This is a genomic window from Oxyplasma meridianum (assembly GCF_038024865.1).
Lineage (GTDB): Archaea > Thermoplasmatota > Thermoplasmata > Thermoplasmatales > Thermoplasmataceae > Oxyplasma > Oxyplasma meridianum.
Genome location: NZ_CP133772.1, coordinates 986,397 through 1,009,403 on the forward strand (window position 1 = coordinate 986,397; position 23,007 = coordinate 1,009,403).

The following is a 23,007-nucleotide window of genomic DNA, read 5'->3' on the forward strand; positions in this document are numbered from 1 at the left end:
CCTGGAAAATTACTCCAGAGTTGTGGCATCCCAGATGTCTCTAATTTTTTCATCAATTTTTTCATAAGGAAGTGAATCTGAGGGGCCTGTTGTGTCAATCCTTGCCTGTTTACCCAGAAATGTCCCCCTGAACTTCTCCAGGTCCTTATCTTCAACAAGGTAACGCTTAACATCAAAGTAGTTGCCCGCTACCCTGATAAATCTTGTTCTACCGTATCTCCCCTGGCTCTTTTTGCTTGTTGTGAGCAGTCCGAAGTCTTCAAGTTCGGTGAGAATATCACTTACTCTACGGGAGGAAAGCTGGGCAAATCCAAGTTCACGGCATATGCTCTTATAATTCTCGAAGATCTCCCCCGTGAACATCATGGAACTATCCATTTCCTGTGTAACAACTGCACTGAGAAGCACCATCTTGGATTGAGGGGGCAAAGTGGCAATCGCCTCCCTCATGACATCCATCTCAAATTTGTCCCTTGCCCTGTAAACCTCTTTATCTGTAACCTTTTTGGTTCCATCCCTTATTGAGACTTCGATCGCTATGCGCATAAGCTCAAGCGCTTTCCTAGCATCACCATGCTCCTGCGCACCTATAGCAGCACATAGATTCAGGGCAGAATCGTCTATTGGCTTGGACATGGCGATATTGCTGATTCTTAATGTGAGAATATCTCTCAGTTCAGATGCATTGTAAGGTGGGAACATTATGCTTTCCTGGTTCAGCCTGCTTCGTACCCTTGCATCCAGAGATTCGAGAAAACCCGTATCGTTGGTTATACCTATGAAGGATGTTCTTGTCACTGTGGAATCATCACTTAGTTTCAGTATGACGTAAAGGGCATCAGGGCCATTCTTCTTGATGATCTTGTCTATCTCATCCAGAACCACAACCATAAATCTCCTTGACCTGTTCATGCGCTTCAGCAGTTCCGAATATATCCTGTCCATTGGCCATCCAAGACCGGGAATTTTATCCTCATCTATTTGGGTAAGAGCGTTGGAAATTTCCACAAGGATGGAATATGGAGAATCATATACCTGGCAGTTTACATGGAAGATCTCAATTCCTTCCGGATCTTTCTCTTTTAGCATTTTCGTAACGTAAGTTGTGGTTGAGGTCTTTCCGGTTCCAGTTTTCCCATATATGAGAAGATTTGATGGCCTGCTGTTGTGGAAAACACTGCTCAGTGTCTTTGCCATTAAATCTATTTCACGTTCTCTGTGAGGAAAAATTTCAGGTAGGTATGAACCCTCAAGAACTGTTAGATCAAGCATATTATTGGTCATTTCCGCGGAATATTTTTCAAATGGATTCATGTAAGATACCAGTGAAATAAGAATAGGTCTATTGAGTACTAAATATTTTTTGAACCGTATGCAGGATCAAATTCATGATCAAAAAGTTAATCTTGTGCATATGGAATTACCGCTGACTTTTCTATTTTCTTTATAAGCCCTGCTAGGTACATTGAACCTGTAACCAGAATAAATTCACCTTTTCCAAGGCAGTAATCGTATGCCTGATAGGGGTCCTTTATTGACCTGCTATTCACAAACATGTTTCCGTATAACCTGAGAAGCCTGTCCGGATCTATTGATCTCAGAGGCTCGTCCGGCGTAGTAAACACAATATTCTCCGAAATCTTTCTCAATTCGCTCAAAAATGAGAACGGATCCTTGTCTGAAAGCATCCCTACGAGAAGTAAGGGCTTTTTTTCTGTTATCTTTCTCAGTGTTGAAGTTATTGCAGTGGCAGCAGGAGGGTTGTGTGCAGAATCAACCATAACCATTGGGTCTTTCCTGATTATTTCCATCCTCGCAGGCCATCTTGTTTCCAATATACCCTTTTCTATGTCCCGTTTTCCAATCTTAATGCCGGAATTCTCAACAGCCAGTATGGCTGTAGCTATATTCCTGACTTGAAACTCTCCTATCATAGGTGATTTAATTTTATATGTATCATTGGATGTCACCAGCGTGAAAATGTTTCCATCAATGGACATCTCCAGATCCATTGTTCTTGAATCTTTATCAACAGTGAATAACCGGGAATTCCTTCTCTGTGAGATGCTTGTAATGGTCTTTACCACCTCAAGTTTATTATCACTAAGCACAACAGGAATTCCATTCTTTATTATGCCACCTTTTTCATATGCAATTGCTGTTAGGGAGCCGCCAAGTTTGTCCGCATGCTCAAACCCTATCTGGGCAATGACGCTGATAAGCGGCTTTATAATATTTGTTGAGTCGAGCCTCCCCCCAAGTCCAACCTCCACCGAAGCATACTTACAGCCTGTCTCTTTGAAATAATTAAATGCCATCAGAGTTGTTACTTCGAAAAACGTCGGGTTTCGATTGTTCTTTGAAAGTTCATCTATCTTTCCTCTCTGGGCATCAAGAAACTTTTCAATGTAGCTGTCCGGGATAGTATCTTTTCCTGCAACTATCCGTTCATTGAAGTTTATCAGGTGAGGTGAGGTGTAGAGACCGGTCCTGTATTTCTGCCTTAGAATATTGTATATGTAGGCTGAAATTGACCCTTTGCCATTGGTGCCTGCAACATGTATGCTCTGAAAACTGTTCTGCGGGTTTCCAAGAAGGTTAGCAAACTCTTGGGTTACTGACAGATCAAGCTTTATTCCCTCTCTTTTGAGATTGTAAAGAAACTCCTCATGGTTGGCGTCCACGACTCATAATGGAAATGCTATAGATATAATCACGTTTTGTATTTTAATTGAAATGGAGATGGATAGGTTCTTCTTTTTAACACCATGAATTCACAGTTTCTTATTTTACATTAAGGCAATCTCACACAACTTAATTAAATATCAAAGCAATTGCGTAGATATGCAAACAGATCTTCTATACCTTAAAGATTCATACCAGAAAGAGGGGAAAGGAACAGCAAAATTCTTTGAATTTACAGACCTTGTAGTCGACAAGTCGATTTTTTACCCTACAGGTTATGGACAGCCCAATGACCGTGGAAAGGTCATAATAGACGGAAAGGAATATCTAATCGTTGATACATGGAATGACGGGACAGATGTACACCTGATGTCCCACGACACTTTTCCAGACGGAACTAAGGGAAAGGAGGTTCACCAGATTATCGACTGGGACGTGAGATATGCTCATATGAAATTCAGAACCGCCCTTAAGATCATTACTGGCATTGTCTACCAGAAATATGGTGCTACCACCAGAATAAACCAGACATATGATGATCAGGCCTGGGTTGACATTGAAATGAATGAAGACCTTACTGAAGCTATGGTGAAGGAACTTCAGGAGGAGGCCAACTACTTTGTCCAGAAGAACCTGGATGTCACTTTCTATGATTTGCCCAGAACTAAATTTACTCAAGATAAGGAACTCATGAAAATCTGCAAAGGAAGGGTGCCAGATTTTGATACAATTAGAATTATGAAAATTGAAGGGCTGCCAGATCAGGAAGAATTCGGAACAGATGTCCACAAGACAGGCGAAATTGGAAAGATTGAGTTCAAGACCACTATGGTGAAGGGAAAAATTAGCAAACGCCTGAACGTATTCCTTTCATAGTTTGATCTAACATGGGGTAAAGAAAATATGGCAAAGCATGATTTCAATGAATTAATAGGCTATATTTCCTATTATTTCGGCGTCATCTATGTTGTTATTGCCATTATAACTCTTTTATATATTTTACCGGACGTCGCTTCCCATTACCATCAGGTACTATCCATATCAACCTCTAAATATGCCTTTGGAAACATTGTAAAAGAACCTGCCATTACAATATCAATAATTGCGATTTTTTTTATTTTCATCATAATTTCAACAGGTAGCATGTTTTCGCCTGTATCAGGAAAATACCCTTCGTTTGGAAGATCCGGAAACATTGTATTTTTCAGGCTTTTTTCTATAGCTATTCTTGCCCAGCTTATAATTTCTCTATTTTCTGTGGACCTTCCTGGATCGGCTGCCTCGGATCTTTTCCTGAAAAAACCTCTTTACTATCAGTGGTTCGTAATGGGTGGATCGGTGATCTTCCAGAGTATATTCTTCCAATTGATTCCAATAAGCGCAATGATTGTTATAATTCTAATGGCAAGGAAAAGCTTTTCCAGGACAAACTTTATTAATATGAAGATTGGAAGCTACGGAACCAAAGTAGCTGTGGTAATTGCGGCAACTATTATACCCTCCATAATTTTTTCCGGAAGTGTTTACGAATTTGTTTCGGCCCTTCTTACTTTTTTGATATTAAATATAATTTACCTCAAATCTGGATTTTTCAGGGCATTTATGGTGAATTTTACCATATCCTTCATATCCATTTTCTCTGAACTTTTCACCTCAATGCCAATCTTATCTGACGTGTTTACAGTTTTCCTCCTTGTTACTGCATTTATAGGAGTGATGTCCATATCTGAACTCATTCCTGCTCCAAAACTAGTCCAGAACACAGATCCTGACCAGACAAAGGAGGATCGTGCAAGGGAATATGCATTGAAAAACAGAATAGCAGCTGATATGCTGTGGATAAGAAGCGCATGCCCTTCCTGTGGAAATGTTACATTTCATGTTAAGGAGGATGGCGATCTTGAGTGCACCAATTGCCATCATATGGTGGAAAGAAATGCAATTGGTGATTTCAATGTGCATGTTGTAATGAAAGGACCGTATTCACGCTGATACTCTTCTTCCTTGAAAATACCCTGCAGATTCATACACCATATAGGCTAATGGAAAGAGAAAGAGTATTGAAACGTACTCCGGACCTGCATACTCATAAATGGTGCCAAGGATAAACGATCCCAATGTGAACCCAATTCCAAAGAATGTTTCATAGTAGAAGACACCAAGCCTTGGTGAAGAGGTACTTGATATGTAGGACAGTATTTTAGACATGCTTATTGAGGCGCCTATACCTACCATAATCAGTATAAGTGCAAGGAAAAATATATTTCTGGTGTAAATTATGAAAAAAGCAGAGAGAAGAAACACTGAACTCAGAATGGAATAGCTTCGGATTCTGAGATTCCTCAAGAAATTCAGGATTATGTAACCTGCAGCAGAAGAAATGGAATAAACACTCACTAAAGCCCCTATTATACCATAAGACATGTTTTCGTTTCTTAGAACGGGAACAAAAACATAATAGAGAAATCCGGCGGTTACTCCTGCAAACAGCAGCGGGATCACGAAACGCATCTTCACCTTGTTAAACTTTTCAGGTGTTTTTTCCATTTGGACCGATGGTATGAACAGAAGTCCAAGCAGAAAGAATGCAGTTGCTACTATAAAAAGTGCATCAAACCCAAGGAACTGTATAATAAAACCCGAAGCAATGGGAATTACTGCATTTGGAATTCCCCATCCAATAGAATATTTTTCCGCATTGTTACTGCCCGTTATGAGATTTAGGGCTATCTCCATTGAAATCCACCAGAATCCCTGTGCTATATCAGCAAGGATAATGATTTCTATGAACTCGCTTTTCGAATAAATTACAAAAAGAGCAGAAAGAAATGCCAGGATAAAATATGGTATTATTCTTCCGTAACGAAGCATTGCCCTGTTGGACTTCAGGTATATGAATGCTATGACTGGAAAAGGAAACGAACCCATGAACCCCAGAAACCCAGTGAATGAATAGCCATAATGAAGGGATGTTGCAAGAAGCGGGAAGCTGAAACTGAGGCCAAACCAGCCGGAAGCAAACATTGCACTGGATACTAGAAGCTTGTGAGAATTATTGATTACAGGAGTTGGTTTCATCCTTTCACTCTAAATATTCTATATTATTTATAAAAAAAAGTAAATTACAAAATCCTAATTTCGTTTACTTTATCTTGTCGATTTTTACGCCATCATCATCAAAAAATGCTATTATATCATCCTCTTTAAGGTCCAGTCTCTTGACAATTTTCTTTGGTAGGGTTATTCTAAAGGATGAACCCCTGGAGGATATATGTGTTACATCAATAATGGGTTTTTTGTCCATATACCTGTATGACAATTAAGCATATAATTTTTACATATTATAAATAGATATATATCCCCAAGCGACATTATTTTCGTATCTGAGTTGTTGTAAATTCATAAATCCTTAAATCTTTCAATTCTGAACTTAAAGCAGTGTTATTCCATGGAGTGTTATGGAAGCTGAATCAAAAACAATCGCTCAATTTTTATACGGGTAAGAATTACACTTAAGATATCAATGGTAACGAAACCAGCCAGAATGTACACTAAAATTTCAGGTCCCGCATACACTAGAAGAGAGTTCATGGGAGGAGTTCCCTATCCTAAAATCACAACCTTTGTGCAGGGAAATCAGAAAAAGGACTTTGACATCGAGCTTATGCTTGTTGCGGAAGAGTCATGCCAGATCAGGCATACTGCACTTGAAGCGGCCAGGATTTCCATAAACAGGAAGCTTATGGAGGCACTGGGAACCGATGGGTACTATTTGCAGATCAGACCATACCCCCATCAGGTCATAAGGGAACACAAAATGGCAACAGGCGCTGGAGCAGATAGGATCTCAAGCGGAATGAGAGGTGCTTTTGGAAAGCCAGTTGGAACAGCTGCACGAGTTCATTCAAAAGATATTATCATGGTTGCAAGGGCAAACCGGGATGGAGCGCTTATGGTGAGAGAAGCCCTTAAGAAAGCATCAATAAAACTTCCCACACCATGCAAGATAGTAATAACCAAAGGAAAGGAGCTGGCTGGCAGGATCGGTCTTTAATTTTTTACGAAATACAATTTTTAAATCCCAGAGGATGATTTCATAATTTCATCTGTAACCGTTTTTGATGGTATCAGAATGGCAGAGATAAAGCTTATAATTGCAGCAGCGACCACCACAGACCACATGTATATATAATTGAAAGATACCAGGTAGGCAAGGGGGACACCTATTAATATAAAAGCTATGGCAACAGTTATCCTCTGGATGGACCCGTACATTCCCCTGTTCTCCTTTCCAACTACCTTCAATTCGTATGAAAGAGCCCCGGGTACAACAAATGGTCCTATACTTCCTATCAATGCTGACCCTAGATAGAGATCTGGAATCCTGGCATAAAGGGCGTAAAACATCAAGGCATACATTACAAGATCGAACAGGGCCATGAGTATCACGTAAAGTTTTCCCCACCCCTTATGTCTGTCTATGAATTTCCCTGAAATATATCCCCAGATTATGCCAACCGTATAGGAAAGTGCGAGAAAGATAAGGCTGAGAAAGCTGCTTATGCCAAGTTTTAACCCCAGTATTATATAGTAATAGGAAAAAGCATAAATGCCCACCGACATGAATACCTTTGTCGAGATTACTGGAACTATGAATTTTTTCCTGTTTTTCAAAGCCCTAATGCTACCAATAAAAGTCGGTCTTTTCACCAGAGATTCCTCTGTAACCAGATTCTCCCTTTCCCTTCTGAAAAGAAATGTAAATGATGAAACTACTGCTGCAACCAGAACCGCTCCTGATATGAGATAAAGATGAGATATTCCTATACTGTCAAGTATAAATGCAATTGTGAAAAGCGCAACTGTTCCACCTGCTGTCTCCATCACAATAATGCGGGAATAGTGTGATCCAATTACTGAGGATTTTATTGATTTTCCGACAAATGACGATAATGCTGACTTGAATGTATTCTGTGAAATAAGTATTACAGCTACCAGGACTGCCATTATGTAGAAAAAAATGATTGCACGAATCAGGCTGTCGAAAAATATAAGAATCAAGGCAGTTGAATATATTATGCCGCCAACCATCATAAGGAAATATGAGAACCCCTTGTCGATAAATCTCCCCTGTGGAAGTGTTATTATGAGGATAGCGATCTGGCCTATGGTTGTGCCAATACCCCCATATATAATTGGTATCTTTAACTGATATAAGAGATAGAATATTGTATAATTAAAAAGGTTCATTGAAAAGGAGAAAAAGAAGTTCACAACAGAAAGAGATGAAACAAACGGGTTTATCCTGTTTATTTGGGAAGATTCCAGTTCTGTCAAGTAACTTAAATTGTTATAATAGTATATATTTATTTTCATTCATTATGTTAATTATTCAGTTATGTGAGAAAGAATATTACATTTAAGAGTCAGTAAGGATTGGCCAGTGTTTATGAATAATTTCCTATATACGGATCTGGAACTTTCCCAGGAAAATTTCAATCGGATAAGTGAAACTTGTCAGTAATAGGATTGCGTTAATACAGGAATCAAAAATAAACTATGTCAGGGGCTGGTTAATGTTTATTTAAGATGCCAATAGAATGTTCTCAGCTGACCATCCCTTTTGTTTTAGACCTGTGATCAAAGGCTTTCTGTGTTGAAAAGTGCCGCTCTTCATGATGTTGATCTTCTTTACTTCAGGATTCTAGAGATACTCCATCACGTCGCCTCTGTTTATTTTACAACCGTAATGAGATCATCTATTGTGTCGCTAGGGACATATGCCCAGAAGAGAATAATAAGGTTGTCAACTAAATCCTGACAGTGTCCATATATAGTAAATTTAATTAAATAAATCCTTATATTGAAATGATAGTTGATGAATATCACGGAGGTACTTATTGCCATAATATCTTTAATTATTGGGATATTTATTGGAGGGTGGGGGACCAGATTGTACATGCGGCACCCCTTTAGGAATAATCCTGTTACTGGCATAGAGAGCCTTGTTGGAAAAGAGGCCCTTGTTACAAAGGTGAAAGAGGGTTATGCTGAAGTTACCATTGATTCACAGGTCTGGGCCATAATTCCTCCCGATGGGGATCCACTTACCGTTGGACAGAAAGTGTATATAAGTGGTCTTGATGGCAACAGACTCAGAGTAAGTAGAGAACCTCTTCCTAAGGCAAAAATCCCAAGAGGCAGATTTGCCTGATCTGCATTTAAATTTGATCAGCATCCATGATCTGTGCCGAAAGGGTTAATATTTCATTTCCCATTATCCTGAGAGTTCAACAAGTTACGGTGAAAAAATGGCAATATTTCAAGGACAGGCAAGGAAAAAATTTACAGGTGGAAAGCTAAGAAGTTCAAGAAGCAAGAGGAGATATGAACTTGGGCGTGAGCCCACACTGACCAGAATAGGTCCACAGTCAGCCAGAAAAGTCCGCACTATGGGCGGGAATGTAAAGATAGCTCTGATGAAGGGAGACAATGCCAATGTTTTTAATCCAAAAGAAAAAGTAACAAAGAAGATGAAAATTATAACAGTTAAGGAAAATCCTTCAAATCCCCACTATGTGCAGAGAAATATTATGAACAAGGGAACCATCATAATGACAGAGGCAGGCGCTGCTCGAGTAACCTCCAGACCGGGACAGGATGGAGTAATTAACGCCGTTCTGCTATGAGATTTACCATCTATACCCAGTATTTTAACGAAAAGAATTCCAGAAGATATGGAAGAAAAATAAATAAAAAGGCTGCACATAATTTCAATGAGCAGAAACTTTTGGATTTTATGCGTTCCATCAATGTTGATTTTGAGGCTAGGGAATGTCGCTATCCCAGGGTTCCTTGGGAAGCATGCAAAATGTATACTGTGGAAGCGGAGATAAAGAAAACTACTTTTTTGAAGATGTTTGAGCGCCGGCTTGGATCATAGCCGATCTTTTTTTGAGGGAATAGTATTGAAGAGGGTGTTTCAGCCATTCCTGGTTGCAGAGTCTGTCATTTTCCTTGTAACAAAGATGGTTGGATTGCAGAACAGCGCATTTGGGGGGTGAATACTCCTTACCTGAAATGTTTCCTGTCACATGATCCACCTGATATGTGGTCATTCGTTCATTGAAATCGGGGGCAGTTTTGAATAGGGAGATGATGTCGTCCCTTGGCATTCCCACCTTGTTCAGGAAACTTACCATTGTGAACCTTGCCATATGTGGAAGATTCACGCCGTCCCTCATCTGAGATATATATTCATTTATGCAGGGGGGAAACATTTTAAAATCAACTGAACCCAGATCAAGTATACCTCTGGAACCTACCACCTTGTAAAGTTCTTTCAATGAATCTATATAATTTATATCCTGAAGAATCTTTGATACCTCTTCATCCTTTATTTCATGCACTTCTCTTATTGAACTTATAACAAAGAATTCCCTGATAATCTTTGCGAGGACTTCCCTACTGAGTATAACTTTACCATCTTTGAACAACTGGTAGGAAAGTCGGTATCTGGATCCACTGAGTTTGCTATTGCACGATACAAACTGATTCATGGGTAGGTAGAAAACCGCTTTTAATGGGTCGAATGATGCCGAAAGCCCCATGGAGTTTGCATAGGTCTCTATATCTTCACCATCCAGCTTCTCATCCATAATGGTCTTTTCCAGGATGTCACGATGATAATTTACTGCACGGGTAAGGAGAGGATTCTCATTCACCCCTTTAAGAACCCATAGAGAATAATAATAAGAAATGCAATCCACGGCAGGGGGGATTTCTGTCTTTTCCGAATCTATGAGGTAATATATTATCTCCTGCCCCCTTTTCCTTGCATCAGCCATAGCGGGATCATGTGAGTTAAAAGTTCTCTCGATCTCTGCCATATCCCTTATAGCTTCAGATTTAAAATTGTAGAGTGGTATCATCAGCTTATTTCCAGGAGTTCAGATGGACCGGATGTTATCTTCTCAAAGCCGTTTTTCCCCACCACTACATCATCCTCAATCCTAACACCACCATACTTTGTCACATATATTCCAGGTTCAACAGTCACAACCATCCTATCCTTAAGTGTAAAGTCATAATTTCTTGCCAGAGCCGGATGATCGTGAACGTCCAGACCGAGGCCATGCCCTAGACTGTGGATGAACTTCCCCTTATACTGTGTGCTGTCTATAATATTTCTGGCAACCTGGTCAACATCCTTTCCATTTACATCTTCTCTGATAATCTTCATGCTCTCAGTCTGCGCCTCTTTTACAATGTTATACATTTCCTTCTGCTTGCTGTCAGCCCTTCCAAAGACTGCTGTTCGGGTTATATCTGAGCAGTATCCCTTGTAAAGTGCCCCGTAATCCGTCAAAACAAAATCCCCTTTCTTAAGCTTGCGATCAGATGGTGAGTAGTGAGGTATTGCAGAACTTGGACCAAATCCAACAATTGTACTGAAGGATGGGCCGGAAGCCCCCGCATTCATCATTTCATAGACAATTTTGGAAGCCAGTTCATATTCAGTCATTCCCTCTTTAAGAGACTGTATTACTTCCTCGTAGATCTCGCTCCCGATCTTAGCAGCCTGTCTTAATTTGGCAAGCTCGTTGTCATTTTTCATTTTTCTTGATTCGATTATGGAATTTGAAACATCTATAAATTCCTTGTCTGGAATTACCTTGAGAAGGTCTTTATACATTCCCAAAGATATGGCTGAATAGTTGATACCTACAGAATTGACATTTTCAAGAGATTTTCTGATGATCCTGTTGAAATCCTCCCTCCCTTTTGCCACAATTACCTCAAGGCCGGTGGACCTTGCAGACTCCTCCTCCAGTTCGGAAGTTATGATTTTCATGCCATCCTGTGATACTATGAGTGCCGAACCTTCAAAGATACCGGATTCGGCCTGCGTGAGATAAAAGAATGTTTTATCTATTTGCCCCTCTCCCCCATTCAGGATCAGTATTGTATCCAATTCTCTTGCGTAGTCAAATATCTGTTTGTAGTCCATGAGTTGTATAGGATTTTGTAAAATATAACCTTTTCAAATTCATACTGGAAACTCTAACCTATAAATCGGTAATTAACATGAATTTATCGTCTTCACCATGGGAGCAAGAGGGCGATCAATTTAACCATGGTCACAGTCGTATCTGTTGGAGAATCAAAAGGGTTAAAGTCCATTTAAAATACAGTAACTATTGAAAATTACGGAAATTTTCCACAGTATACAGGGGGAAGGGTATCTTATAGGTGAGCCCATGCTTTTTGTTCGAACAAACGGATGCAACCTCAGATGCAGATGGTGCGATTCCACCTACACTTTCCAGGGTGGGCAGGAGACCTGCATTGATGATATTATTGAGATAGTTTCAAAATCCAGTGAAAAATGGATATGTTTGACCGGCGGAGAACCACTTCTGCAGAGACAAACCCCGGATTTCCTCAAGAGATCCATAGAGGCAAAAAAAATGGTTCTCATAGAGACTGGGGGATCACTCTCCATAGAGAAATGTCTCTTTTCCAATAACACCATGATAGATATGGACATAAAGACTCCTTCATCGGGTGAGAACAGAAGCCTTTACAGGCACAATCTTGATATTTTGCGCAACCATGACTATATTAAATTTGTAATCTCAAACCAGGAGGATTATGATTTTTCAAAGGAATTCCTTAATGATCTAGATCGCCCCATCAGAGTTGTCTTTCAGCCAGCGTGGGGAACTGATATAAAGTGGATTACGGAACAGGTGCTTCAGGACCATTTAGATGTGAGAGTACTCCCCCAGCTGCACAAGATCATATGGGGAGATAGAAGGGGTGTTTAGATGGAAAATGAAGATTTGACTTTGTCGGGAAAATTCTATTATAAGGGGAGTTACCAGGATCTTAATTTGGCAATATCAGAGGGAAGGATCCAGGGAATCAGGAAATTTATTAAGGGTCGAAAACTGGAATTGGAAGGAGCCATATTTCCAGCAGGAACTGATACCCATGTCCACTTTAGAGATCCTGGGGAGACTCAGAAAGAGGATTTTTCCTCAGGTTCCATGGCTGCTGCATATGGAGGTACAACCACTGTTCTGGACATGCCCAACAATATCATACCCATAGACAACTACCAGTCATATGAAAGGAAACTTGAATCAATAAGGGGGCGATCATTCGTGGATTTCGGTTTGTACTCCATGTTCACCGGAACCAATGCGGAAATCATCCATCCGGATTCAGTTGCTCTGAAAATATATATGGGCGGGAGTACAAACACAACTGGGATGGAAAAACTTGAAGAGAAAGCTATTAGCAGCATTTCCAGATTGCACAAACCCGTTGTATTTCATGCAGAGGACCAGCACTGCCTGGACATTTCCCGCAGAGAAACGTTTACTTTGAAGGATCACAATATGTCCAGACCGTCTCAATGTGAAGCAATTGCTCTTAACGCCATGTCAAAATTAAACATTGAAAGAAAGATTGCAGCGCATGTGAGCGATAGTTCCAATCTGAAGTTCGTAGCTGGAGAAGGGACCTATGCTGAAATCACACCTCATCATATGATCCTTAACGATGAGATGGATCTGGGGAGTTATGGGAAGGTAAACCCACCATTAAGAGAACCAGCTGTACAGAGGTCAAACCTTGAGGCATACCTGTCTGGAAAATACTCCATTGTATCTTCTGACCATGCCCCGCATACTCCTGAGGAAAAAGAGGATCTTGAATATGCAAAATCTGGGATAATAGGTGTTGAGACAAGAATCCCCATACTTCTTGCCCTGGTGTCCAAGAAGTTACTCTCACCTGATCTTTTCTACAGGACTGCCATTTTGAATCCTGCAAAACTTTTCAATATAAACAAAGGTGAAATCAGGGAAGGATCATATGCAGACTTCTTTAATGTCAAGTTTTCATCAATCCACAGACTTAACCAGTCAAAACTGCATTCGAAGAATTGGGAAACACCCTTCAATAGGATGGATGTTGTATTTCCTGAGAACGTTATGATGAGAGGAAACATAATAGTTGAGAATGGCGAGATCATTTACGGCAGGACAGGAAAATATCTCATTGATTTAGATAAGTGAAAACTTTCTGAAAATATCCGGAATAGCCTCGTCCAAACCCCTGGGCGAGATATAGTCTGATAGTTCTTTTAGACCCGGGTCTCCATTTTTAACAGTTGATCTGTTTACATCCTCCACAAACATGGGAAGATCGTTTTTGGAGTCCCCTACAACCAGTACATCTTCTTTCTCAACATTGTGCAGTTCTATCAATTTTTTCAATGCGTAGCCTTTATTCTGACCTTTGTTGAGGACATGCCATGAAAAACTGCTGTCGGTTATGTCAAGATTCCATTTTATAGACTCTGCCCTCACCTTTTCAACATCTTCAGAATCCATTTCAAAAGCCATGGAACTGTACCGCCAAACATTTGTGAATATTCCTCTGGCACTGCTTATTTTTGATATATGGGTGAGAAATTCATCTGTTTTACGCTTATGAAAGAATTTTTCAATTTTATTTTTGAAATACATAACTCCCCCGTTTTCTGCGAATACCTCATTCTTGATTCCTATGTATACCTGCAGTGCATACATAACCGGCACAACATTTCCGCTGACAAGACTGATTATTTTACCGTTATCCTGAGCCTTCCTTATGGCCGTTATTGCAGATTCCTGTATCCTTCTGGAACTGTCGGTTATTGTTCCATCTACATCAAGTATTGCCAGCTTTACCATACTTCTGGATATTTATAGTTCTAATAACTCTTCTTTTATGTCCCAGAAAACAATTGCATGGGATCGCATAATGCAACTTAACAGAAAAGCTGGCAAATTCAGGTCTGACAGTGAGTTATCAACGAACTGCCTGAGAGTTATGGAAAATATAGCCTCTAGGCTGGACATAACACTTCCCAAAGAGATAAAGAGATCATATTGCAAAAACTGCAAAACACTTTATGGAAACTGCCGTATAAGATTGAGAGGGGGGATTGTATCTGTTACATGTGGAAATTGCGGAAATATCCGACGGTTGCCCTATTGAAATTTGGTTTAACCTCATAAAGAAAAATCTGGGGCTGAGAAACATAGAAACTTTCTCATTTTCAATGCCTTAAGATCTCGGCACATGAATTTGGTCTATTAAAATAGAATATGAAATGATCCAATTTTGATCATAGCCACAAGCAATAAGTAAATACTGGGACCAGAAACATGGAAGTTCTAATCGTTGAGTGTCTCTATCTGGAAAGTAACCTTGAAACCTTCCAGTGTAGCCTGTATCTTGTCAGCGAACCAGATTGAATCTTCGGTTGTTGCATTGTCTCCCCACTCATATATCATATCCTGTTCACCGATTACGGGTTTAAATCCCAGTGACCGCAGCCTATTTATCACTTCGCTTGGCTTGGCACCTTCACTGGAAAATGCAACTTTCAAATAAGTCTTCATTGGTTTCTTCCTGACATTGGAGAATCCTATATATTTTTTTCCTGTAAAGTTTATAAGAAGAAGGTAGTGCCTTTTGTAATTCTTATGACATTAAAAATATGATATTGTAAATAATATAATAGATGCTTATTTTTTTCTTTCCCCGATCTTTGAAGGCCACCAGTTGAGCTTCTTTAAGATAAGCATTATAGATGGCACGAAGAAAGGCCAGCTGATGAATGTGTCAACAAGCACTCCAAAGGCAAGACCTATGCCTATTTCCTGAATGATTCCCAGACCGCTGAAATACAGTGAGCCAAATGTCGCAAAAAGGATTGTACCTAGAGCCATTATTACTCCTCCGTTTTCAGTTATGCTTGTTTTTATTGCTTCCTGGTCACTGATCCCCTTCATAACTTCCTCCCTTACTCTGGAGACCATGAATATATCATAATCCAGACCAACAGCAAGCAAAGTTATGAAAACAAACATTGGAAGGAATATAAGGATGGGAAGTTTTTCCATGTAATAGATAAGACCGTATGAAATTGAGAGCGCAACCACCACAGATGCTATAACCATGAAGATAAGCCTCAATGGTGTTAGTGCAGAGCTTAACTGTATTAGTAAGACCACGAATATGGCTATTATCAGAATTGGGACCATCTTTGTGAATGCACTTGCGGTAAAGGAATAAGCATTGTTGAGGGACTCTGTCTCACCACCCACATAAACTGAATATTGTGCAGAATCTTTGGTGGATAGGGACTGAATCATTGTTTTAACCGAATCAGATGAGGCTTTCGTCCATGCCAGATTTGAAAGCTGGAAGTCTATAACCGCAAACGATGAATTCTTACCTATAAATGAATCAATTTTGGACAAATAGATGGATTTCTGGGAATTCGGTATACCTGTCAAATTGAAAGGAATATAATAACCAAAGGGCATAGTTGGGCCAAACACTTCTGAGATACCGCTCGTATTCCGAATCTGATTTTCCAAATCTGTTACTTCTTTGATTTCTGTTGAGTTATAACCTGAACTGTTTAAAAGTGGAGACTGGAATTTCACAATAACATAGCCCCTGTCGAAGAAATCGCCATGGAAACTATCATTTACTACTTCTATTGCCTGAATCCCGCTGCTAGAGGGAACTAAATTAAACACATCCATGTTGGTTGGCGTTATGAAATATACATATGAACCGAAAAGTGCAGCCAAGACTAAAACTACAACAAGTTTCCCTTTGTTCTTTATGACAAAACCTGCCACTCTATCCATGGTGTTTTCAAGCGGGATTTTTGCATTATGGTTTATTTTTGAAGGGTAAAACACCTTTGGACCTGCTCTCTTTAGAATTGCAATAAGTAATGTATTGGCAACGAGAATTGCCACCACAACACCTATGGCATTTGTTATACCCGAATCGCTGAAAATTGGTACATGAGAGATATAGAGAACCACATATGATAGAGCAACGGTAAGGCCGGATGTGAACACGGCATTTCCTGCCCACTGCCCAGAATCCTCGACGGCTTTAGGATTGCCCTTTCTAAGCTCCCTCCTGAATCTGGACATTATGTAAACAACGTAATCACTAACCAGTCCAAGGAGAAGGACCAAAAGCAACGTAGGTGTAATGAAAGAAACAGTGCCATGTATCACATACTTATAAAGGAGACCGTTTATTCCCAAGGCAACAACCACAGAAATTCCGAACATTGCAAGAGGAAGGAAAGCTGCGTAAATTGATCTTAAGAAAATACCCACTATCATGACGGAAAGTATAATCCCAAGGATAAGTGCCTTGATCATTCCGTTGAGAGATTCTGAAGCTAACTGGCTATCTACAGTTGATGTTCCAGCTACGTAAACATTTGCCTGAGGGATCTTGGATGTATAATTTCTGGCAATTTCCTCCATTTGGTTTGTCTGTGACGGGTTAAGATTCTGGCCTGACGTGATCATTATCACCAATGTTGCATTATTATAGCCAACGAATTGATGATAAATAGGGGAGGTAGGAATGACAGGATATTGGTCAAAGCCATTATGTGTCATCTCTGAATCCACTGTTTTATTGATGCTGCTGGTTCCATTCAAGGTTGAAATATAGCATTTGACGATGCTCTTGCTTGGATTCAATTGTATTTCTGGGTTCAAGTAGAGGGTCTTCTGGAACCCATTGTAAACAAAATCAACAGACAGTGATAAAACTGGATTAAGTGAAAGGGTATTACTAAGGTTAAATGAATCCCCAACAAGTTCACCCATGGATATGTTCAGATCAGTAGTTACAAATTTTACCAGGCTTGTATTCTCTGAAAGGATGGAATTTATAGAGGATGTAACGAATCTGTAGGCATATGGATCGTATGATGAAGTCTTATTAAAGTTGGAAATTGTGAGATTACCGTTTATTGAAAACATGAAGCCAAGAATCATCTTAGTAGTGTTATTTGTTAACATAAATTGAGGAAATGAAGAGTTATAAAGGGTTTCATGGATGGAATTTGTCATGTTATTTGTTTTGTTGAAAAAATAAGTTACATTGTTAAAATAATTTAACTCGAATGGCGGTAAATGCTGAATTTTTATCTGTGTTACTGTATTATTGTAAGCCATTAATGAGTTATTATAACTTTTCAGCAAATGAAGGTAATAGTCAGGAATCCCGTATTCAAGAAAAACAGTCTCGTTTAATGAAGTGTTTATTGTTTTTGCATTATTGTTTATAGTTTCTATTAAAGAATATGTGGAATTGAGTTCCTTTTTCATTCCTGAAGAAACTGATAGAAGTATGCCCTTTTCAACGGAAAACACCGAAGTAATATTTGAATACCCGGTTATATTTTTTAAATATGAGTTTTCAGCCTTAATCATCGGGATCAAGCTTGATGTAACCGACTGGCTGTTTATGTTTGTATTATTTGTTACTAAAACAGACGATGAATTGTTTCCAACTGAAGAGCCCGTATTTGATGATCCGAACTCTGATGAAAGGTAATTGGAAGCAACCTGTGCCATGGATGTTGGCGGAACAATACTTGAACCTATATTGTAAGAAGTTTCTTTAAAAAGTAGAGTTGCGGCAGGGGCCATAAGAAGAAATATAACTATCCACGCAATTATGACTTTTCCGCTGTTTCTAGACGAAAATTCTGCTATTTTCCCGAATGAATGCTCAAACATTTTACGGGGCAGTAATGTAAGAGATTTATTATAACTTTATCAATTATTTATCGCTTATTCTTTTTTGCCTTAATGAATTCTCACCTCTTAAGGCATTGGAAGTTTTTTCTTCTTATTATTTTCTTTATCCTTTCCAGATTATTTTTCATCTTCAGTAATGTCTCCTCTGCTCTGTCTTAGAGATCCTCATAGATCATATGGCAGAAATTTAAAAGTTCCTGATACTTCAGGGCATTTCATGCTTATTCATCGTGATTATAATCATGATTATCATTATGATCAAATTCTGGGGAGTATGATGTAATACCTCTTGTTACCATTCCATAATTATGAATTCTGAAGAATTGTTTGACCTTATTGATCCTTTGGATCATGTTGCCCATGAATATGCATGGGCATCTAATAGGTATCCATGTATTTTAGAGAGGATCTGGCCAAGGTACTTTATGATGCAATCATAATTCATGACATTCACAATCATGAAGTAAGGATATTCATATCTTCTCCCTCTTTTCCCTCACATCAATAGCCTCTCCTCTCTTACGAGGAGATCATGCCATCCCTCTGTCTAAAGAGGATTGCATGCCGGATTCATACTGGAAGAGTATTGTTGCATTATGATCTTTTTCTTTTTTCACGTATTGGGGATATTGGCTTTCAATCCACTTCTTCACATGTTCGGAATCATTCCCTATTGCAAATGTCACAGGCATCAATCATCTCATAACCATGCTTTCTCTTCCATTCCTCAATGACAACTTTTTCATCTGTTTTGAAAGCAGCGTTTTTAGTTGTTAAATGATGAATACAACAAAGCATTTGCATGTTACTATATATAAAATACAATATTCAAAATGAATTAACCTAAAGGGCAGTTATTATTCTAAATCCACCTTAGTTTCCTGTCATAACCATATGTGACCTTGGACCTTTAATTTTGGATACTTTTAATATACCTCACAATAATGTAGGATATCATTGCGAAGGTTGTCGAGCTAGGTTAAAGGCGATGGATTCAGGGTCCATTCCCGCAGGGGTCCGCCGGTTCAAATCCGGCCCTTCGCATCCAATGTTTGAAAAAATATTTTTTGGAAAATTAATGGGGGATTGTCCTAGAGATCCAAGAAGGAAAATTCAACCGATTTTACTATCTTGTAGGGCAAGAAAAATCCAAAAAATTTTTCTGAATTCTGAACAAAGACAGAATAACTGGGTCTAATTTGAAGATTTCTTATCTTTTTCCAGATAATCAATGATTTAGAAAAAAACTTACAGGATATTTAGTTTCGAGGAGACCCTTTTCAGAAACAATAAAAAGAAAGCAGAACCTTTGCTAGTTGAAATTGTGAAGTCGTTAATCTGGTACGATTTGGAATTAGAACAAATTGGATAAAGTAAAAATAGGAGGATGATGAAACCTCAAATAAAGATGGAGGGCTGTTTCCATGTCAGGAAGAGGGCTAGAGGAGATATAATACACAACATACTTTCTACCAAGTTTAGGATAATAAACCAGGGATAACCAATATGGTGAGCAAATGCTAAGGCAATTACAGATCAGCATCGACTTTGTTTTTGGTATCATAAAAAAGCACCTTTTTTATTATATTAAATAAGAATCCACTAAAGCTCGCATTCGACCACAAAAGAAATGGTGAATTGACTGTACTGCCCCAAAATAAATTGTTGACTGTGGGTAAGCTGGATCATTGTTAGACTTAAATTTTTTGATTGTTAAAGTTGATATCAGGAATTCTGTGATCTCTAAAATTCTCACAATAGCAATTTAACCCATCAATCCATTTTATATTAAATAAGGCGGCAAGAGAAAACGGAACAAGGGAATATCTTAAGACTATTAGGAAATATCTAAAACCTACTATAATTAACTATTTCCTTTATTTTTCACACAAATGGCTGACAATTATTTATGCAAATTGCACTACAAAAGATGATAATATAATTATTGGAATAATCTTATATCTATAAATATGAAAATATGTGACGGGAAAGCGTTTGATATTTTCCGGATGTGTGTGGTGACTTGGGTTGATTGACGTGGACTTAGATGATGACAAAAAAGATCGTGAACTTAAGATCTCAAATTCTTGCTTATACATTAGTTCCTCATTTTGGAATCTTGAAATTGGGGCAGTTTTGGAAGATAAGGATGGAGGAATAAATTTCTTTGATTATGTTATTCGGGATAAGTATTCCCATAGGTTCTATGTTATTATGCAGCTTAAAACAGGGGACAAAGATAGATTAGAAGAAATTTCGCTTCTTTCTATCCAGTCAAAGAATGTGGGTGCACACAAGTGCTATGTGCTTTCGAAAAAAGAATTTACAAAGAAGGAAAAGAACCTTGCTGACCTCCTTCTTATAGATAAAATTAAATCAATAATATATGACGGCCAAGAGATGATAATACTTGAAGACGTTAATATAAAATCTGCCTATGATAACATTAAGTCGAAAAGAAGAGACAATTCCAAGCATCATAGGAGAGACAAGAGCAAAATATTAATTGATATATTGTCACTTACAAGTCAGGAAGAAGGTGCAGGCATAACAAAGATCCTTTACAGATGCAATCTAAACTACAAAGCCGCCCTTTCTTTTATAGGAGAAATGAAAACCAATAACCTCATTGATATATTTGAGAACGAATTTAAGCAGAAACGCTATAAAATTACCAGACAGGGTTTAAAAACCCTTGAAGAATTGAATCGCATCTATAAGTATCTGAATACGGATTAATCATTTCGGAAATTAGTTTGTGATTAAACTCGAAAAAAAAGCATGAGATAAACGCATTTGAATTTAAATTATATATTATAGACCTGCCTATTGGCCTATGGAAGTAAATACGAAAATTAAAAATGCTTCTCTGTTTAAGGGAATCACATATTTAAATTGATATGAATGTTAAATATAGATTTAAAATATATATGAAATAGAATAATGCGAATATTTTTATCCAATTTTTTTTATGCAGTTGTAATTAAGGTATGTATTTTTCTGGTGAGAATGGATGAAAGTAAGAACAAAAATAGATATCATAATACTCCTCATAATTATAATCCTTATAGGTGGCATTCTTGCATATACGCAGGAGGTACCTCCAGTTTATGTTGTTGCTTCTGAAAGCATGGAGCATTCAGCCAACTGGACGTGGGGAACTATAAATGCAGGGGATGTTGTTCTCGTTAAGAGAACCCCAGATCCGGTAAAGGATATTGTTACTTATGTAGTAGGGAGGGAGACAGGATATTCCACTTATGGTGAATTTGGAAATGTGATTCTTTACCATGGTCCGGGAAAGATCATTATTCATCGTGCTATTTTTTATCTCACCTGGAATGGTTCACATCCAATTGTAAAGGGATATACAAACCAGAGCTGGATTACTGTTAATCAGTCATATGTCCTGATCAGAGACGTTGGATTCTCGCATAGAAATCTTCTTGTTATGATCAGTGGGTTTCATAATGAAAGTGGCTTTATCACAGTAGGGGACTTCAACCTTGCATTCCGCGGAGTCTACAATCAAACTTTGAATGCGTACCAGGCTGCGGATCAATATTTTCTGGGCATTCACCCGGTCACCCCCTCAGAGATTGTTGGAGTTGCACAGGGGCAGATTCCATGGTTTGGACTCATAAAACTAAATATAATGGAGCTTTATGGGAACTGGCCCTACTCCAATGAAGTCCCAAACCATGCGTATGAATATCTGTTTGCTTCAATTGTTGTTATAGTGGCATTGGCCCTCTTTCCATATGGAAAAGTTTACAGGAAAACCAAAAAATGGAAATCCGGCAGAAAAAATAAGTGATTTGAAAATATTAATATATAAAATTAGGAGTAATATTGTGTATCTTTATGTTTGATTTTAAAGCCATTTTTCAGTTCATTCCGCAGATGATAATAGCCACGGTAGTTGCTGGGTATTTCATTTATGAGATGGACAAAAAGAAACTGCCTAAGCCGGATTTTATACTTTCAAAAACTCCACCTCCGCCGGTTGATGAAAAAGATCTTATAGTGGAATCTGAACAGCATGGTCATCGCTTTGTACAGACTACCCCTTTTCACCCTAAACTCCTTGAAAAAGAAGAAACCGCACTCTTTATGGGAATTCTAGCGGCGTCAATGGCATTATGGACGGGGCTTTTCCTTGCGTTTACGCCACTATCGCTTGTAAAGATATTCGTCCCGGCGAGATCCAATTTTTTTGATTCTATTATAATTGTTTTGTTAGCTGTTCTCTTTGCCATAACCTTTGTCTCTCTTTACAGTATTTATATGAAAAAAGATATGAAAAGAATTATTATAGGAGAAGCAGTTTCTATAATAGTCTTTTTCGTTGTAACATATTTTCCTTCTTTCAGATGGTTTTCATCGCTTTCTCTATTGATTAAAATTGTTGTTATTTACTTTTACGCTCTTGGAATGGTTTTTCTTATCTACGGTTTGCTTAACGTGAAAAGCCTTGAAAAAAAGCTTTCAATATTCCTTTACGGATCCATTTGCACATATGGTTTGTTCGCAGCGCTTCTTTTTTCGGACCTTTTTATAAAGTTTAAAAGTTAATTCTTTAAAATGGAGGCCTCATTTACAGTGGAAGAATTGGAATAACTGGCATGAGCGTTTTTAGTCGTATTTTATGGTACCTTAAACCGAT

24 protein-coding genes and 1 tRNA gene are annotated in these 23,007 nt (G+C 38.5%); 14 read left to right on the forward strand and 11 right to left on the reverse strand.

Annotation, left to right across the window (positions count from 1 at the left end):
* Positions 1-9 precede the first annotated feature (9 nt).
* Together OXIME_RS05135 and OXIME_RS05140 are read right to left on the reverse strand one after the other, a co-directional pair.
* Positions 10-1,314, reverse strand: coding sequence for an ORC1-type DNA replication protein (locus OXIME_RS05135; RefSeq protein WP_393970782.1), 1,305 nt, complete (start codon positions 1,312-1,314; stop codon positions 10-12).
* 86 nt (positions 1,315-1,400) lie between these two features.
* Positions 1,401-2,684 (reverse strand): bifunctional folylpolyglutamate synthase/dihydrofolate synthase, encoded by a 1,284-nt coding sequence (locus tag OXIME_RS05140; RefSeq protein ID WP_393970783.1) that lies wholly within the window; start codon positions 2,682-2,684, stop codon positions 1,401-1,403.
* 160 nt (positions 2,685-2,844) lie between these two features.
* On the opposite strand from OXIME_RS05140, the gene OXIME_RS05145 reads away from it, so the two are divergent.
* Both OXIME_RS05145 and OXIME_RS05150 read left to right on the forward strand, forming a co-directional pair.
* Positions 2,845-3,561, forward strand: coding sequence for an alanyl-tRNA editing protein (locus OXIME_RS05145; RefSeq protein ID WP_393970784.1), 717 nt, complete (start codon positions 2,845-2,847; stop codon positions 3,559-3,561).
* Between the two features lie 27 nt (positions 3,562-3,588).
* A complete protein-coding gene (locus OXIME_RS05150; protein WP_393970785.1) occupies positions 3,589-4,677 on the forward strand; it encodes a hypothetical protein in 1,089 nt (362 codons plus the stop codon).
* On the opposite strand, the gene OXIME_RS05155 is transcribed toward OXIME_RS05150, so the two are convergent.
* The gene (locus OXIME_RS05155) at positions 4,669-5,763 is read right to left on the reverse strand and encodes a hypothetical protein (RefSeq protein WP_393970786.1); all 1,095 of its coding nucleotides are present in this window, start codon (positions 5,761-5,763) and stop codon (positions 4,669-4,671) included. The two genes, OXIME_RS05150 and OXIME_RS05155, sit on opposite strands and share 9 nt — an antisense overlap.
* Positions 5,764-5,827: 64 nt before the next feature.
* The gene (locus tag OXIME_RS05160) at positions 5,828-5,989 is read right to left on the reverse strand and encodes an AbrB/MazE/SpoVT family DNA-binding domain-containing protein (protein WP_393970787.1); all 162 of its coding nucleotides are present in this window, start codon (positions 5,987-5,989) and stop codon (positions 5,828-5,830) included.
* Between the two features lie 219 nt (positions 5,990-6,208).
* On the opposite strand from OXIME_RS05160, the gene OXIME_RS05165 reads away from it, so the two are divergent.
* Complete coding sequence (locus OXIME_RS05165) at positions 6,209-6,739, forward strand: 50S ribosomal protein L16 (protein ID WP_393970788.1); 531 nt, start codon at positions 6,209-6,211, stop codon at positions 6,737-6,739.
* A 20-nt stretch (positions 6,740-6,759) separates the two neighbouring features.
* Here the strand turns inward: OXIME_RS05165 and OXIME_RS05170 are convergent, their stop codons facing one another.
* The gene (locus OXIME_RS05170) at positions 6,760-8,022 is read right to left on the reverse strand and encodes an MFS transporter (RefSeq protein WP_393970789.1); all 1,263 of its coding nucleotides are present in this window, start codon (positions 8,020-8,022) and stop codon (positions 6,760-6,762) included.
* 319 nt (positions 8,023-8,341) lie between these two features.
* Between OXIME_RS05170 and OXIME_RS05175 the strand changes: the two genes are divergently transcribed.
* The 4 genes from OXIME_RS05175 to OXIME_RS05190 all read left to right on the forward strand — a co-directional run bounded on the left by OXIME_RS05175 (position 8,342) and on the right by OXIME_RS05190 (position 9,628).
* Positions 8,342-8,506 (forward strand): hypothetical protein, encoded by a 165-nt coding sequence (locus OXIME_RS05175; RefSeq protein WP_393970790.1) that lies wholly within the window; start codon positions 8,342-8,344, stop codon positions 8,504-8,506.
* A gap of 57 nt (positions 8,507-8,563) precedes the next feature.
* The gene (locus OXIME_RS05180; protein WP_393970791.1) at positions 8,564-8,899 is read left to right on the forward strand and encodes an NfeD family protein; all 336 of its coding nucleotides are present in this window, start codon (positions 8,564-8,566) and stop codon (positions 8,897-8,899) included.
* 97 nt (positions 8,900-8,996) lie between these two features.
* Positions 8,997-9,374: a 30S ribosomal protein S8e gene (locus OXIME_RS05185; protein ID WP_393970792.1), complete on the forward strand. Its 378-nt coding sequence runs from the start codon at positions 8,997-8,999 to the stop codon at positions 9,372-9,374.
* Positions 9,371-9,628, forward strand: coding sequence for a signal recognition particle subunit SRP19/SEC65 family protein (locus tag OXIME_RS05190; RefSeq protein ID WP_393970793.1), 258 nt, complete (start codon positions 9,371-9,373; stop codon positions 9,626-9,628). The genes OXIME_RS05185 and OXIME_RS05190 overlap by 4 nt, the downstream gene beginning before the upstream one ends.
* On the opposite strand, the gene OXIME_RS05195 is transcribed toward OXIME_RS05190, so the two are convergent.
* Both OXIME_RS05195 and OXIME_RS05200 read right to left on the reverse strand, forming a co-directional pair.
* The gene (locus OXIME_RS05195) at positions 9,588-10,616 is read right to left on the reverse strand and encodes a hypothetical protein (RefSeq protein ID WP_393970794.1); all 1,029 of its coding nucleotides are present in this window, start codon (positions 10,614-10,616) and stop codon (positions 9,588-9,590) included. The genes OXIME_RS05190 and OXIME_RS05195 overlap by 41 nt on opposite strands.
* Positions 10,616-11,695: a M24 family metallopeptidase gene (locus OXIME_RS05200; RefSeq protein ID WP_393970795.1), complete on the reverse strand. Its 1,080-nt coding sequence runs from the start codon at positions 11,693-11,695 to the stop codon at positions 10,616-10,618. Before OXIME_RS05200 ends, OXIME_RS05195 begins: the two co-directional genes overlap by 1 nt.
* Before the next feature lie 190 nt (positions 11,696-11,885).
* Between OXIME_RS05200 and OXIME_RS05205 the strand changes: the two genes are divergently transcribed.
* Together OXIME_RS05205 and OXIME_RS05210 are read left to right on the forward strand one after the other, a co-directional pair.
* Positions 11,886-12,515, forward strand: a complete 630-nt coding sequence (locus tag OXIME_RS05205) for a 7-carboxy-7-deazaguanine synthase QueE (protein WP_393970796.1) — start codon at positions 11,886-11,888, stop codon at positions 12,513-12,515.
* On the forward strand, positions 12,516-13,772 hold the full coding sequence (locus tag OXIME_RS05210) for a dihydroorotase (protein ID WP_393970797.1): 1,257 nt from the start codon (positions 12,516-12,518) through the stop codon (positions 13,770-13,772).
* On the opposite strand, the gene OXIME_RS05215 is transcribed toward OXIME_RS05210, so the two are convergent.
* Positions 13,761-14,432 carry a phosphoglycolate phosphatase gene (locus tag OXIME_RS05215; RefSeq protein ID WP_393970798.1) on the reverse strand — a complete coding sequence of 224 codons (672 nt, stop codon included), beginning with the start codon at positions 14,430-14,432 and terminating at the stop codon, positions 13,761-13,763. The genes OXIME_RS05210 and OXIME_RS05215 overlap by 12 nt on opposite strands.
* A 37-nt stretch (positions 14,433-14,469) precedes the next feature.
* On the opposite strand from OXIME_RS05215, the gene OXIME_RS05220 reads away from it, so the two are divergent.
* On the forward strand, positions 14,470-14,739 hold the full coding sequence (locus OXIME_RS05220; RefSeq protein WP_393970799.1) for a ribonuclease P protein component 4: 270 nt from the start codon (positions 14,470-14,472) through the stop codon (positions 14,737-14,739).
* A 179-nt stretch (positions 14,740-14,918) separates the two neighbouring features.
* On the opposite strand, the gene OXIME_RS05225 is transcribed toward OXIME_RS05220, so the two are convergent.
* From OXIME_RS05225 to OXIME_RS05235, 3 genes are all read right to left on the reverse strand, one after another.
* Positions 14,919-15,146: a hypothetical protein gene (locus OXIME_RS05225; protein WP_393970800.1), complete on the reverse strand. Its 228-nt coding sequence runs from the start codon at positions 15,144-15,146 to the stop codon at positions 14,919-14,921.
* Between the two features lie 126 nt (positions 15,147-15,272).
* Positions 15,273-18,320, reverse strand: a complete 3,048-nt coding sequence (locus OXIME_RS05230; protein ID WP_393970801.1) for an MMPL family transporter — start codon at positions 18,318-18,320, stop codon at positions 15,273-15,275.
* A 551-nt stretch (positions 18,321-18,871) separates the two neighbouring features.
* The gene (locus OXIME_RS05235; protein WP_393970802.1) at positions 18,872-19,033 is read right to left on the reverse strand and encodes a hypothetical protein; all 162 of its coding nucleotides are present in this window, start codon (positions 19,031-19,033) and stop codon (positions 18,872-18,874) included.
* 267 nt (positions 19,034-19,300) lie between these two features.
* Here OXIME_RS05235 and OXIME_RS05240 point away from each other — a divergent pair.
* The 4 genes from OXIME_RS05240 to OXIME_RS05255 all read left to right on the forward strand — a co-directional run bounded on the left by OXIME_RS05240 (position 19,301) and on the right by OXIME_RS05255 (position 22,916).
* A tRNA-Leu gene (locus OXIME_RS05240) sits at positions 19,301-19,385 on the forward strand.
* Between the two features lie 993 nt (positions 19,386-20,378).
* On the forward strand, positions 20,379-21,080 hold the full coding sequence (locus tag OXIME_RS05245; RefSeq protein ID WP_393972254.1) for a winged helix-turn-helix domain-containing protein: 702 nt from the start codon (positions 20,379-20,381) through the stop codon (positions 21,078-21,080).
* Positions 21,081-21,354: 274 nt separating this feature from the next.
* Positions 21,355-22,158, forward strand: a complete 804-nt coding sequence (locus OXIME_RS05250) for a S26 family signal peptidase (protein WP_393970803.1) — start codon at positions 21,355-21,357, stop codon at positions 22,156-22,158.
* A 47-nt stretch (positions 22,159-22,205) separates the two neighbouring features.
* Positions 22,206-22,916 (forward strand): hypothetical protein, encoded by a 711-nt coding sequence (locus tag OXIME_RS05255; RefSeq protein ID WP_393970804.1) that lies wholly within the window; start codon positions 22,206-22,208, stop codon positions 22,914-22,916.
* Positions 22,917-23,007 lie beyond the last annotated feature (91 nt).